Below are 13,822 nucleotides of genomic sequence, written 5' to 3'. Positions count from 1 at the left end.
AGAAAGGCCGGGCGATTGCCCGGCCTTTCCTTTTTCAGCGTCCCTGCTGAGGCGCGTCGCCGCCACCGCCGCCACCCCCACCGTTTGGACCCCCACCGCCGCCTGATCCGCCCGCTCGATCACCGCCACCCTGCGGCTTCTGCGCCGCGGCAGGGGGCGCAGCCTGCGGTCCGGGCCGCGGTCCATCCGACTGCGACTGGCGCGGCGAAGGCTGGGACGGCTGCTGCGGCGCGGACCGCTGCTCCGATGACGCAGGGCGTTGCGGCTCCTGCTGGCGCTGGGGCTGCTGGGCTTGCGGCGGCGCCTGGGGCGGGCGCTCGGCCTGTGCAGGGCGCGGCTGGTCGGGGCCGCGGTCTCCCGGATTGGGCCGCTGCTGCTGCGTCCTGTCCGGCGTGCGCTCGGCCTGCGGGGTCTGGGGCTGCTGAGGCCGGTCGGCGCGCGAGGGGGCATCGTCCTGCCGTCCATCGCGCTTGGGATCGCGGTTGGACGGAGGCTGATTGCGATTCGGCGCGTCGTCGCCGGGCTGGTTGCGCCTCGCCTCGCTGGGCGGCGGAGGTGCGCCCGGCTGCTGGCGCTGGCCAGCCGGCGTTTCGCGTGCAGCGCCCTGGGGCGGGGGCGCCGATTGGGGGGGCGGAGGCGGCGTCCGGGCGTCCGGCCGTCCCGTGGATCCGGTATTGTCGGCGTTGGGCGCCGCCTGTGGCGTGCGGGCCTGCGCGTTCGGCGGCTGGCCGGCGGGCGCCGTCGGAGCGGCGGGTGTCTGGGCCGCATTCGGGGCCGGCGTGGGCGCAGCGGCGCCGGGAGCCGACGAAGCGTTGGGCGGGGGAGCGCCGGGCGTCGCCGCGTTCGGTGCGGGCGCATTCGGGGCTGCTGCATTGGGCGCCTGAGCCGGTGCCGCGGTGGGCTGGACGTTCAGGCGCTGCATGACTTCGCCTGCGCGCTGCTCCCGCTGCTGAAGGGCCTGCTGCTGGCGCCGCATGCGCTGCTGGATCCCGTCGCGGCGGCGCTCCTCGAACGCCCGCTGGTCCCGCTGCGCCTCCTGCCGCTCCCGGGCAATGGCATCGCGCTCGCGCTCTTGGAACTGCTGGATATCGCGGCGATAGGCCTGCTCGTCTCCCCGCCAGCGTGCCTGGCGCAAATCGCGCCGCTGCTCAACGCCGAGGGCTCCGAGGAGGGCGGCGGACGGTCCCGCACCGATGAAGCCGTCGCGGGCATATTGGCGGATGGTCACCCGCTGGTCCGCATTCACCGTGCGCACCACCCGCGCGGGCACCGGAATGCTGGCGGCGGTGATCTGGGTGATGGTCGGCCGGTAGATGCCGATGCGGGTGCCGCCGCTGTCGATGAACTCCTGATCATAGCGGTTCACCTGGACCACCTGGCGGGTCACCACCTCTGTCCGGGTCACGCGGGCGATTTCCGGCCCGTCGATGAAGCGCGTCACCACGATCCCATTGTCATAGACGGGCTCGTAGACCTGCGGGCCGCTGTCCCACCACACGGAGAGCTCGGACACGGGCTCGGCGCGCAAAGCGAGATCCTCCGCGAGGATGTCATTCTCCCGAACCACCACCCAGCTCTCCGCCACGGGGGCGTCGTAGCGCTTCGGCACGCCCATGGCGTATCCGGCGCCTTGCGGGGCGATGGGCGCCCAGCCGATCTGCCCGCCGCCGCGGCGCCATGTCACCCAGGCCGGCGCCCAGGTGTCGCCGGGAACCCAGAACCAGCCATAATCGGGGTCATAGCCCCAGCGGCCGTAATGATAGGTGGCCCAGGCGAAGGGCTCGCCCGATTCCCAGTACCAGCCGGCGTCGGTCCACAGCCACCGGCCTTCCTGATAGGGGCGCCAGCTTGCGTCCATGCCCTTGGGCACCCAGACATATTTATAGTCGGGATGCTCCACCCACGTCCCGTGCTCGGCGAGCGGCTCATAGAAGACGTTGATGTCCACCTTCTGCTGCGCCGAAGCCATGGCCGGCTGCGCCTGCTGGGCAAAGGCGGGCGATGCGAAAGGAACGACGACGAGGCTCGCGGCAAGGCCCGCGATTGCGAAGGGTCTGCTGGCGCGCATGGTCAATCCTCCTGGGTGGTGGAGGGCTTAACCCGTCTCAAGGCGGAAGGTTCCGATAAGTTATCTCAATGAAATTGAAGATAAATCAGAACAGGATAAGTTGAAAAATGGTCTAGTTCCGGCATTTTCATGTCGCCTTAGCATTTATGCTGCATTGCAACATGCGCGCCGCACTGATGCTAAAGTTATGACGCTAAAGTAACAGTCGCACTTGACGGATGCCCCAAAGACATTCTTGAACAAAGGCGGGCGTTCGCTCGAAATATGACAAGGGCCGACCTGAGGGCTCCAGGAGGTTGCCAATGAAATTGAAGCACGCGATTGTCGCGTTGGCTGCGCTTTTTGGCGTGGCTGCTACGGGCGCGGAAGCGCAGCAGGCTTATCCCACCCGGCCGATCACGGTCATCGTTCCCTTCGCGGCCGGAGGCCCCACCGACACGGTGGCGCGCCTCATCGCGGAATCCATGACGAAGACCCTCGGCCAGCAGGTTCTGGTGGAGAATGTGGGCGGCGCCGGCGGCACCCGCGGCGCGGGCCAGGTGGCAAAGGCGGCGCCGGATGGCTACACGCTGCTGATCCACCATATCGGCCACGTGACCGCCGCCACCCTCTACCGCAAGCTGCCCTACAGCGTGGTCAACGACTTCGAGGAGGCGGGGCTCATCACGCCCGTGCCGATGACCATCATCGGCAAGCCCGGCATGGAGCCGAAGAACATCACGGACCTGATCGACTATGTGAAGAAGAATAAGGAGAAGGTTACCTACGGTAATGCCGGCGTCGGCTCGGCCTCGCACCTGTGCGGCATGCTGTTCATGTCCAAGGTGGGCGCGCAGATGACCACCGTTCCCTATCAGGGCACGGGCCCCGCCATGAACGATCTGGTGGGCGGCCAGATCGACCTCCTGTGCGACCAGACCACCAACACCACCGGCCAGATCAGGGGCGGCAAGGTGAAGGCCTATGCGGTGACCACCAAGGACCGCGTGAAGTCGCTGGGCGACCTGCCCACGCTCCAGGAGAGCGGCATGAAGGACTTCGAAGTGACCATCTGGCACGGCATGTACGCGCCGAAGGGCACGCCGAAAGACATCATGGACAAGCTCAACGCCGCCCTCAACACGGCGCTCGAGGACCCCAAGGTGATCGCCCGCTTCGCCGACCTCGGCACCGAGCCGGAAGCCAAGGATCGTCGCAGCCGCGAATTCCACAAGCAGTTCGTCGCGTCCGAAGTGGCGAAGTGGAAGCCCATCATCGAGGCGGCCGGCGTCTACGCCGACTGAGGGCGGGTAGCCACCGCCTTGTATCCAAAGAAGTTTTGGGCGGGCGCCTCGGCGCCCGCCTGCGCATTGGGCATGATGTCGGGTTGCCTATTGAGTTGAGCGACCGCAGAAAATGCCGCAACGGCATGCTGTTACTGGGGGACACCACGAAGTTTTGTTCGACTTTCGCAGCATAGCTATTATGTTCTGCGCGCGGGTCTGAGGCCCAGCTGAGGTGGGGCCCCGGCCCAGCCAAGGCATAAGCAAGATTTTTTTCCCGGGGGAGAGGGGTCAATGAGTTTCATCCGCAGTCCTAAGGACGTGTTGTCCGGTCTAGTGTTCATCGCGCTTGCGCTCATCTTCGCGTGGCAGGCGAAAATCCTGCCCATGGGCTCGTCGGTGCGCATGGGGCCAGGCTACTTCCCCATGGTCCTGTCCGGCCTCATGGGCCTGCTCGGCCTCATCGTCCTGATCAACGGGCTGAGGTTCGATGGTGATCGGACCACCTCCATCGCCTGGCGCGGCGTGTTTTTCCTCACGCTTTCGACGGTGTTCTTCGGCTTCGCCATGCGCCCCCTCGGCTTCCTGCCGACGCTGGCCGTCACGGTGTTCCTGAGCTGCCTCGCCAGCCAGAAATTCCACCTCGTGACCGCGCTCGCCATCACGGCGGTGATGGTGGCGTTCTCGTGGGGCGTGTTCATCGTTGGACTCGGCCTCCCCATCCAGCTCATCGGCCCTTGGCTCGGCGGATACTGAGGAGGCGGCCGTGGAACTTTTCGACAATCTCGCGCTCGGATTCTCTGTCGCTTTCTCGCTTCAGAATCTCCTTTATTGCTTCATCGGCTGCCTTCTCGGCACGCTGATCGGTGTGCTCCCGGGCCTCGGTCCGGTGGCGACCATCGCCATGCTGCTGCCGATCACCTTCGGCCTGCCGCCGGTCTCCGCGCTCATCATGCTGGCGGGCATCTATTACGGTGCCCAGTATGGTGGCTCGACCACTGCCATCCTCATCAACCTGCCGGGTGAATCATCATCCGTGGTGACCGCCATCGACGGCCATCAGATGGCGAAGCAGGGCAGGGCCGGCGCGGCGCTTGCGACCGCGGCGCTCGGCTCCTTCTTCGCCGGCACGGTCGCCACCTTCCTGCTGGCCCTGTTCGCGCCTCCGCTTGCGGATCTCGCGCTGCAGTTCGGCCCGCCGGAATATTTCGCGCTGATGGTGCTCGGCCTTGTCGCCTCGGTGACCCTGGCCTCGGGCTCCGTGGTCAAGGCGCTGGCGATGATCGTGCTCGGCCTGCTCCTCGGCCTCTCCGGCCAGGACATCTACACCGGCACGCCGCGCTTCACCTTCGACGTGCAGGAACTGGCGGACGGCTTCGACTTCGTGGCGCTCGCCATGGGCATGTTCGGCGTCGGCGAGATCATCCGCAACCTTGAGGATGAATCCCAGCGCACCCTGGTGGCGGCGAAGGTGTCGAGCCTGATGCTCACCAAGGCCGAGTTCAAGCAGATCATCGCGCCCGTCCTGCGCGGCACGATTCTCGGCTCGTTCCTCGGCATCCTGCCCGGCGGCGGCGCCATGCTATCCTCGTTCGCCTCCTACTCTATCGAGAAGAAGTTCGCCAAGGACTCGCGGCGCTTCGGCAAGGGCGCGATCGAGGGTGTGGCGGGACCGGAGAGCGCCAACAATGCGGGCGCGCAGACCTCCTTCATCCCCATGCTCACCCTCGGCATCCCGTCGAACCCGGTGATGGCGCTCATGATCGGCGCTCTCATCATCCAGGGCATCACGCCCGGGCCGAACGTGGTGACCGAGAAGCCGGACCTCTTCTGGGGCGTCATCGCCTCCATGTGGATCGGCAATCTGATGCTGGTGCTGCTCAACCTGCCGCTCATCGGCATGTGGGTGCGCCTGCTCACCGTGCCCTACCACGTGCTGTTCCCGGCGATCATGGCGTTCTGCTGCATCGGCGTTTACAGCGTGAACAACAACACGTTCGACGTGTACACCATGGCCCTGTTCGGCCTCGCCGGGTACATCCTGGTGAAGCTGGAATGCGAGCCGGCACCGCTGCTGCTGGGCTTCGTCATCGGGCCCATGCTGGAGGAGTATCTCCGGCGCGCCATGCTGATCTCGCGCGGCGACCCCCTGGTGTTTGTCACCCGTCCCATCTCCGCCGGCCTGCTGCTGGTGGCCGTGGTGGCGCTCGTGGTGGTCCTGCTGCCCTCGGTGAACAAGACACGCGAGGAAGCCTTCAAGGAGTGATGCGGCGGCCCCGTTTCCGGGGCCGCCCTTGTCTCCGCCAAGCTTTTGAGGGCGCGACCGCAAGGCCGCGCCCTTTTTGTTTTTTCAGCGGATTTCGCCTCAGCTGTGGACACAGGAACGGCATGTGAAAAACAGGCCATATGGCTCTGGACACCGCGGGGGGGCTTTGCTACATGACCACCTCCCTGAGGGCCGACGGCCCCGGAGGGCGCATAGCTCAGTTGGTAGAGCAGCTGACTCTTAATCAGCGGGTCCTAGGTTCGAGCCCTAGTGCGCCCACCAAACTTTCCAAGCACTTGTGCCGAAAGCTTGGTGTTACCCACCAAAAGCCATCACCGGCTTTTCCAACACTTCACCCTGTTTCGTTCACGCGGCAAGGCGCTCCCAGGCGCTGCGCACGGTTGCTTTGGCCTGGAGCCGGCTCCTCGGCCTCGTGACGCCGAATCGGCCGCCTACGGCCCTTCCAGCCCGAAGGGATGGGCGCATGAGCCGTTCGCCGGATTTCCCTGCGCAAACAGTCGTTTGCCTTCGATACCAAGGTTGGGTGTGACACCTCGTCTACACCTGCCGATGTGCGGCCAAGCTGGCGCATTTCGGACAATATTGCTGACCTAATCACGGATGGCGCTGCCCCAGACCCCCGGTGGCAGCGCTCCGCGCGCGGCGTGCCGTCTTCTGCGCATTTTGCAGAGGGCGGCACGGCACTGATCTCCATGATTCCCATGCCGTTCGCGCGCCTTCGCTGCGCCACGCCGGTTCGCTCACCCGACACCAGCTCTCTGACGAACACGTTTTGGAACAACAGTTCGCGCACGAGCATGGGTGCGCGGTGCAGCACCTGCATCATACAACCCACCCCGCACGGTCGCCCGTGTCGGCGAAGGCGCCACGGTGGGGGTGCTGCCCTGACATCAGCCCCCCTCGTGGCGCCTTCCACCCCCGCGGCGGGCGCCCATTCCAACCACATGGTGCCGGCGCCCGGTCCCGGCCTCGGTCAGGCGATGAAGGCGCCGAGGCGCGTTATCGATGCGTGACGGCCGCCCTAGACCGCAGCCACAGCGTCCGGCGCCGCATAGACCCGGTCTGTATCATCGGTATAGACCCACGCCTTCTTGGCGATGAGGTCGGCGGTCTCACCGGACGACAGGGCCTTCAGATAGGGGTCGGGTATCAGGAACTTGGTGCCCTGGATTTTCTTGATCGACGTGCCCTCTTCGAGCAGGCGCTTGCGGATGGTGAGCGCGCGCGTGACGTCGTCAAAGATGTAGAGGGCGATCTCATTCGCGTTGTGCTGATGCGGGTGCCCGGACATCAGGCCGACGCGAAGGGTGTTGCAGAAGATGAAGATCGCGGACTGGTCTTCCTGAAGGATCGAATCGTAGAGCGAGGTCAGGATGTCCGTGCGATGCAGCTGGCTCTGCAGGCTGTGCGTCTTCAAGGTCCGATCCGGGTCGGTCTCGGGAAGGCTCTTCAGATCGAGCCACGCAGCGTAGATCTCCCGAATGGTCGCCAGGTATCCGGTGATGCGGCGAACGGCGGCGTCACGGTTTCCGGCGGCATGGCTGTAGAGCACCCCGAGATAGGCGAGGCCGCCGGCCGTGACGGTCGCCAGCGCTCCGAGCATGGCGCCGGTGAAGCTCAGCCAGTTCGAAAGCTTGTCGTCATTGATGGTGACGAGGAGCCGATCCCAGAACGTTGCGGCCAGGGCGAAGCCCAAGCCGATGCCGATGGCCATGCAGAGGATGCCGACCATCAGCGCCTTCAGCGCATCTCTCACGCGACCCCCCTCGCTTCAGCCGACGCCGCACCCCTGTGACGCATTTTTGGTGTTTGCGCTAGGCGACCTTCATCCACCGCGTCCGGATCCCGAAACGCAAGCGCGGCGCGCGGCTCAGGACAAAAGGTGGCGGGGGAGGATCTCACCAATCAATGCGAGGAAACTCCTCCCGGACTGATTCCGCGGCCGCGTGGATGGCTTCGACGCGCTTCACCTCCGCTTCGTTCCTCAGGCGGTCTTCAGGCGGCACAAGCTCCCAATTGTAAGGCAGAGCGCTCACGTCGATCGGCGTGATCTGCAATTCATGATCGGAGACGGTTCCGACGGTCGGTGCTGCGGCTTCGCGGATCTTCGCGGCGATAAACTCTTGCGTGGGCATGCTGCGACTCCTGCTGGTGATGAGAGCACTATATCGCAGCAAATATCCCGTCCCTTATCGGTGCGCGGGCCCCTGCGCGCCCATCATCGTCTCGGCGAAGCGGGCGAGGGCATAGGCGAGCAAAAGCCCGATGCCGACTGCCACCGTCATCACCATCGCGGCGATGGCTGCTGACAGGGTCTCCGCGAGAAGGCCGGCCGGCGTCGCAGCGCCCTCCGTCATGATGTGGAGACCCCCGATGGCCGCACGGAAGGCATAGGAGCCCGGGATCATCGCCACCACGCCGGGAAAGGCGAATGCCGTCCAGTGCAGGCGCAACCACCGCCCGAATCCGCAGGCCAGGAGCCCGGCCAAAACCGCGCAGAGGAAGGTGGCCGCGGATCCATCAACGCCGAGCGTCTCGATCAGGCTGCGGCCTGCGTGCGAGACCGCGCCACAGACCATGCACGCCCACACGGCCCGGCGGGGCACGTCAAACAACATGGCGTAGCCGAAGGCGGCAATGGCGGAGAAGAGCACGTCTTCGGCCAGGGGCACCGAACCCGGGCTCACCGAGACGGGAAGCGCATCACGGAAGATGGCGCTGGCGAGAAACAGGCCGAAGCCGATCGCGAGCACGACCACCGTGCTGTTCGCGAGCCGCGCGAGCCCCATGGCGGGGTGGCCCATGGCAAGGTCTGTGATGCCGTTGATCAGCGGCACCCCGGGCACCAGGATCATCCCCGCCGCCACGAGGCACATGGTGGGAATAGCACCGGGGACGCCCTTCAGCAGCAGCGCGCCCGCAAGTCCGCTGAGAAGCGCCGTGAGCAAGGCAGCTGCGACGGAATTCATCTCGTGGCGTGCAAAGCCACGCCGCAACAGCATGCTGATCATGCCGGCGGCGAAGGCGGCGGCGACAACCGGCCAATCCGCCCCGAAGAGGCGCGCGAGCGCCGCGGCGGTTCCCCCAATGGCGACCACGACGATCCAGCCCGGATGATGCGGCGGCGCCTTTTCCACCGCGTCGACTTGGCGGATCGCTTCCGCCAGATCGATCTGGCCCGCGCCCAGCGCGTCCGCGATGCGCTCGAGCATGGCCAGCCGGCCGGCATTTATGCCCATGGCACCCAGGGCATGGCCGACCTTTGTCCGAAATGCGCCCTGTCCTTCCACCGTCAGCAAAAGGCGCTCACTGCCCACGAACAGCTCGACGCCCACCCCCAGGCGCACCGCCAGCGCCGTGATGCGGCGAATGACGTGATCGGTGTCGGCGCCGTAGGCGAGCAACAGCCGGCCCAGCCGCAGGAGCAGATGCGCGATCTCCTCGCTGCCGGCCGGCTCCTTCGAGAACCCGGCCGGCACCTCGTTGTCAGACATTATCGATCTTGAGGATCGGCGCCGTGGCCGCACGGGTGCGGCGGCAGGCGTCCGCATCCGTGGTCAGGTCGATGCCGTAAGTGGGGATGATGCGCTTCAGGGCCGGCAGCCACGCATCGTCGGTGAGCTTGTCGGCAAAGCAGGTCTGAAGCACTTCCATGGCAATGAACGCGGCGGTCGAAGCGCCGGGAGAGGCGCCGAGCAGGGCGACAAGCGAGCGGTCCGCCGCCGGCACCAGCTCCGTGCCGAACTCAAGATACCCGCCGCCGTCCTTGTAGGGCTTGATGACCTGCACGCGCTGCCCGGCCACCGCTTCCTTCCAGTCCTCGCGCTGGGCGTTCGGAAAGAACGCTTTCAGCATCTCGAACTGGTGGTGGTGGGTCTGCAGCACCTGGCCGATGAGATATTCGGTCAGCTTGATGTTGTTCTTGGCCACGTCGAGCAGCGGCACGATATTGTCCAAGGTGATCGAGCCGAACAGGTCGGTGAACGACCCGTGCTTCAGGAACTTCGTGGAGAAGCCGGCATAGGGCCCGAACAGCAGGGAGGTTTTCCCTCCGATCACGCGCGTGTCCAGATGCGGGACCGACATGGGGGGAGAGCCCGTGGAGGCCTTGCCGTAGACCTTGGCGTGGTGACGCTGCGTGACCGCATCCACATCGCAGCGCAGCCAGATGCCGCTCACCGGAAAGCCGCCATATCCCTTGCCCTCGGGAATGTCGGATTTCTGCAACAGGTCGATGGCCGCGCCACCGGCGCCGATGAAGACGAAGCCGGCAGAGACCGAGTTCCGCTGGCCGTCCTTGTCCTCGAAGGTCACGCGCCAGCGGCCGTCGCTTTCGCGGTCGAGCCCCACCACCTCGGTCTTGTAATGCAGGTCGAAGCCGGGCTGGGCCTTCAGGTGGGCGACAAGGAGATGGGTCAGCGACCCGTAGTCCACGTCGGTTCCGGTGATGATGCGGGTCGCGGCGACGGGCTGGCTCGGGTCGCGCCCTTCCATGGTGAGGGGCGCCCATTTGTCGATCTGGGCGCCGTCCTCGGTATATTCCATGCCGTGATAGCAATGGTGCGCGGACATGGCCTGGAAGCGCGCCTTCAGGAAGGCGACATTCTCCGTGCCCCACACCATGCTCATGTGCGGGCAGGGGTGGATGAAGGCGCGGGGATCGGGGATCGCCCCCTTGGTCACCAGATAGGCCCAGAGCTGGCGCGACAGGTCGAACTCGGTGTTGACCTTCAGGGCCTGGGAAATGTCCACCGAGCCGTCGGGGCGCTGGGGCGTGTAGTTCAGCTCGCAGTTCGCGGCGTGGCCGGTGCCGGCATTGTTCCAGGCCTGCGAGCTCTCCTGCGCGCAGTCGCTGAGGCGCTCGAACATCGTCATGCTGTAAGAGGGGTTCAGCTCCTTGAGCACGCTGCCGAGCGTCGCGCTCATGATGCCGGCGCCGATCAGGACGATATCGGTGCGGGATGACGCCGAGGATGTCATGCGGCCGGCTCCTTGCTGGGGGTGGGGGTGAAGCGCAGGTCCGCGCCTTCTTCGTAGACCACGTAGGCGCGGCGCCACGGCTCATCGCCGATGAGCCGCCACGTGTGACCGGAGCCGCTATTGTCCTGCGCGAGCAGCACATCGCCCGGCCGGATGATGAAGGTCGCGCCGGACTTCGTCTCGAATTCGAGCGTGCCCGAGAGGGTGATGACGAACCGCGGCACCGGGTCCTGGTGCCACGCATAGGAGCCGCCGGACTGGGTTTCCTGGAAGGAGACCTGCTGCGCCTTCACGGGCAATCCCACGAAGTCGCCGCGCGCGCCCTCGGCCAGGGTGATCGCGCCTTCCTCGAACAGCGAATTGCCGTCCGGCCCGGTCCACATGCGTACGCATCGGATCATGTTGCTGCCTCCCTCAGGCGCCGGCCAGGCCGCGGCCGACCATGTCCAGCGGCTTGATCACCTTGTCGAAGAGCGCCTCGTCCACCTTGCCCGAAGCGAGGGCGGCCACCTTGAGCGTGGTGCCGTCGGCGATGGCCTTCTCGGCGATGTGGGCGGCGTTCTGATAGCCGATCACCGGCGATAGCGCAGTGACGAGCATGACGCTGCCCTCCACATAGCTCTGGATCTTCTCGCGGATGATGTCGGTGCCCTCCACCGAGAACTCGCGGAACCTGTCGCAGCCATCGGCGAGGATCCGCGCCGAATGGAGGAAATTGTTGATGATGATCGGGCGCATGGCGTTGAGTTCGAAATTGCCCTGGCTGCCCGCGATCGCCACGGCGGAATCGTTCCCCATGACCTGGATGGCGATCATCACCATCGCCTCGCATTGGGTGGGGTTGACCTTACCCGGCATGATGGAGGAACCCGGCTCGTTGTCCGGCAGCTTCAGCTCGCCGAAACCGCACCGCGGGCCCGAGGCCAGCCAGCGCATGTCGTTGGCGATCTTCATCAGCGCCACCGCAAGGCCGCGCAGGGCGGCTGACGCACGCACCATGGCGTCGAGGGAGCCCTGAGCGGTGAACTTGTTCGGCGCGGTGACGAACGGCTTGCCGGTGAGCTCGGCGATCTTCGCGGCCACATCCCTGGAGAAGCCCGGAGGCGCGTTGAGGCCCGTGCCGACGGCCGTGCCGCCCACCGCCAGCTCGTAAAGACCGCCGCGGCAGGCTTCGAGATCGGCGATGCAGGCGCGGATCTGGCCGGCCCAGCCATGCCATTCCTGGCCGACGGTCAGCGGCACGGCATCCTCGAGATGGGTGCGGCCGATCTTCACCACATCCATCCAGCCGTCGGCCTTCTTCTCGATCACCTCCACCAGCTTGGTCACTGCCGGCACCAGTTCCTCGTCGATCGCGTAGACCGAGGCGATGTGCATGGCGGTCGGGAACGTGTCGTTGGAGGACTGTCCCATGTTCACGTCGTCATTGGGACCGACCGGCTTCTGGGTGCCCATCTGGCCGCCCAGGAGCTGGATGGCGCGGTTCGAAATCACCTCGTTCACGTTCATGTTCGACTGGGTGCCAGACCCCGTCTGCCAGACGAACAGCGGATAATTGTCGTCGAGCTTGCCGGCGATCGTTTCGTCGGCGGCGCGCACGATGGCGTCGCGCTTCCAGTCCGGCAGGCGGCCCGCGGCGGCATTGACCAGCGCGCAGGCTTTCTTGACGTAGCCATAGGCGTGATAGACCGCCTTGGGCATGCGGTCTCCGCCAATATTGAAGTGGTGAAGGGACCGCTCGGTCTGCGCGCCCCAATAGCGATCGGCGGGCACATCCACATTGCCCATGCTGTCGAATTCGCTGCGGGTGCCGGTGGCACTAATCCCAATCGGCAGGTCGCGGAGCACGGGAAGGCCGGGATCGATTTCGGTCATGGCAGGAACGCTCCGTGTTGGGCATGTGGACCAAAGGAGGGGGAGGACGTGCCGTGTCTGGGAAGGTTACTTTATTACTTCAGAAGCTTAGCTGTAGCCTGATGCAGACGGTACTAATGTGACGAGCATGGATACTATTATCAATGAATACTTTTGGTTGTATCATGAATAGATGAAATCCCAAGATGCTTTGCCGGGCGTCAGGGTCTCTCCCGCAGGGCGCAGGTGTGGGGCGAACGGTATGGTGCCAGCGGAGCCCGGGCTCCCGGCGCATGCACCACTCCGTGTGCGGGCGTCGTTCCTAAAGCCTGACGCACCTGACCATCCGCCTGTGGGCAGGGTTTCAGCGTCCGCCTCTGACGGCAGTTGGGGCGATTGCCGGCGGTGGTGCGGCTCGACCCCTCAGGGATGCGCCGTCTGGTCCCGCGGCGCAAAAACCTGGCCACCGGCGCTCGCCGGAAAGCTCGGGGCTTCGCCCGCGGCGACGAGCGCCGCGTCTCCGGCATCGGCGAGAACAGAGAACATCGCTGCGAAGAAGGCCACCATGCCGCTGCGCAGGGGCTCCAGCAGGTGCACGCTTCCTGTGGGCGAAGGCGTGCGCGCGATCAACCCTTCCTGCTCCGCCTCGCGCATGAGCTTCAGCACGTGTGCACGCGAGACGAAGAACTGCCGGGCCAAGGCGGCCACGGGCACCGGGACGGGCTGCTCCGGGGGAAAGGCATCGCCTTCGGCCCCCGAGATCAGCAGGCTCATGGCGATGAGGATGCCGGCGTCGCGCTCGGCGAAGACGCTGGCCTGCGGCGCGTAGTGAAGCAGGCGCACGCCTGCATGAAAGCGCGACCCGATCTCACGCACCAGGGTACGCGCGAAAACGGGGTCCTCGATCCGCGCGAGCACATCCTCGGCGGGGGGATGGAGCATGGCGAGCGCGCCACAGAGCTGCCGCCACCGGTTGATCTGCTCCTGGAGCAGGCGTGGGGTAGGGACAAGCGGGCGCTGCCTGCGATTCGGGCCGGTCTCTCCGCCGATGTCGAGATAGCCCGCCCAGCGCATGAGCATCACCATGGCCTTGGCGCGGCCGCGGCTGCAGACGTTGGTTTCCTGGCACAATGTGGCGATGCGCGTGACCGTGAGGCCGACGCCGTTCTCATCCGGGGTGGCGTCGAGATAAAGGGCGAAGAGGCCGAAGACCACGCGCCCCCGATCGTTGAGGATACGGTTCAGCAGACGGTGCCCGCGATACATTCCGACGAGGCCGCGCGCACAGCGCTCGGTTGCGGGAAAGAAATCCGGGTGGGTGCGGAAGGTGTCCATCCGCGCCACCGCTCGGCTCACGATCTCCGCATTCGT

At 65.9% G+C, this 13,822-nt stretch carries 11 protein-coding genes and 1 tRNA gene; 4 read left to right on the top strand and 8 right to left on the bottom strand.

What is annotated here, in order from left to right:
- Positions 1 to 34: 34 nt before the first annotated feature.
- Positions 35 to 2,068 carry a DUF6600 domain-containing protein gene (locus tag ABLE91_RS15155; RefSeq protein WP_348931900.1) on the bottom strand — a complete coding sequence of 678 codons (2,034 nt, stop codon included), beginning with the start codon at positions 2,066 to 2,068 and terminating at the stop codon, positions 35 to 37.
- Positions 2,069 to 2,370: 302 nt separating this feature from the next.
- Here ABLE91_RS15155 and ABLE91_RS15150 point away from each other — a divergent pair, with 302 nt between their 5' ends.
- The 4 genes from ABLE91_RS15150 to ABLE91_RS15135 all read left to right on the top strand — a co-directional run bounded on the left by ABLE91_RS15150 (position 2,371) and on the right by ABLE91_RS15135 (position 5,878).
- Positions 2,371 to 3,351, top strand: a complete 981-nt coding sequence (locus ABLE91_RS15150) for a tripartite tricarboxylate transporter substrate-binding protein (RefSeq protein ID WP_348931898.1) — start codon at positions 2,371 to 2,373, stop codon at positions 3,349 to 3,351.
- 273 nt (positions 3,352 to 3,624) lie between these two features.
- Entirely contained in the window at positions 3,625 to 4,086 is a 462-nt protein-coding gene (locus ABLE91_RS15145; RefSeq protein ID WP_348931897.1) for a tripartite tricarboxylate transporter TctB family protein, read from the top strand.
- A gap of 10 nt (positions 4,087 to 4,096) precedes the next feature.
- Positions 4,097 to 5,596, top strand: coding sequence for a tripartite tricarboxylate transporter permease (locus tag ABLE91_RS15140; RefSeq protein ID WP_348931895.1), 1,500 nt, complete (start codon positions 4,097 to 4,099; stop codon positions 5,594 to 5,596).
- Between the two features lie 206 nt (positions 5,597 to 5,802).
- Positions 5,803 to 5,878, top strand: a tRNA-Lys gene (locus ABLE91_RS15135).
- 760 nt (positions 5,879 to 6,638) lie between these two features.
- Here ABLE91_RS15135 and ABLE91_RS15130 read toward each other — a convergent pair.
- The 7 genes from ABLE91_RS15130 to ABLE91_RS15100 form a co-directional block, all read right to left on the bottom strand.
- On the bottom strand, positions 6,639 to 7,373 hold the full coding sequence (locus tag ABLE91_RS15130) for a type III PLP-dependent enzyme domain-containing protein (RefSeq protein ID WP_348931894.1): 735 nt from the start codon (positions 7,371 to 7,373) through the stop codon (positions 6,639 to 6,641).
- A gap of 142 nt (positions 7,374 to 7,515) precedes the next feature.
- Positions 7,516 to 7,752, bottom strand: a complete 237-nt coding sequence (locus ABLE91_RS15125; RefSeq protein ID WP_348931891.1) for a hypothetical protein — start codon at positions 7,750 to 7,752, stop codon at positions 7,516 to 7,518.
- Positions 7,753 to 7,806: 54 nt separating this feature from the next.
- Positions 7,807 to 9,096, bottom strand: coding sequence for a threonine/serine exporter family protein (locus ABLE91_RS15120; RefSeq protein WP_348931889.1), 1,290 nt, complete (start codon positions 9,094 to 9,096; stop codon positions 7,807 to 7,809).
- A gap of 7 nt (positions 9,097 to 9,103) precedes the next feature.
- Positions 9,104 to 10,597, bottom strand: a complete 1,494-nt coding sequence (gene mqo / locus ABLE91_RS15115) for a malate dehydrogenase (quinone) (protein ID WP_348931886.1) — start codon at positions 10,595 to 10,597, stop codon at positions 9,104 to 9,106.
- Complete coding sequence (locus ABLE91_RS15110) at positions 10,594 to 10,998, bottom strand: cupin domain-containing protein (RefSeq protein ID WP_348931884.1); 405 nt, start codon at positions 10,996 to 10,998, stop codon at positions 10,594 to 10,596. The genes mqo and ABLE91_RS15110 overlap by 4 nt, the downstream gene beginning before the upstream one ends.
- 13 nt (positions 10,999 to 11,011) lie before the next feature.
- A complete protein-coding gene (gene fumC / locus ABLE91_RS15105) occupies positions 11,012 to 12,472 on the bottom strand; it encodes a class II fumarate hydratase (RefSeq protein WP_348931883.1) in 1,461 nt (486 codons plus the stop codon).
- A 402-nt stretch (positions 12,473 to 12,874) separates the two neighbouring features.
- The gene (locus ABLE91_RS15100; protein ID WP_348931881.1) at positions 12,875 to 13,786 is read right to left on the bottom strand and encodes a hypothetical protein; all 912 of its coding nucleotides are present in this window, start codon (positions 13,784 to 13,786) and stop codon (positions 12,875 to 12,877) included.
- Positions 13,787 to 13,822: the final 36 nt, after the last annotated feature.

Origin of the sequence: Aquabacter albus (assembly GCF_040049275.1) — a bacterium.
Classification (GTDB): Bacteria; Pseudomonadota; Alphaproteobacteria; order Rhizobiales; family Xanthobacteraceae; genus Aquabacter.
This window is presented reverse-complemented; position numbering and strand designations above follow the sequence as displayed.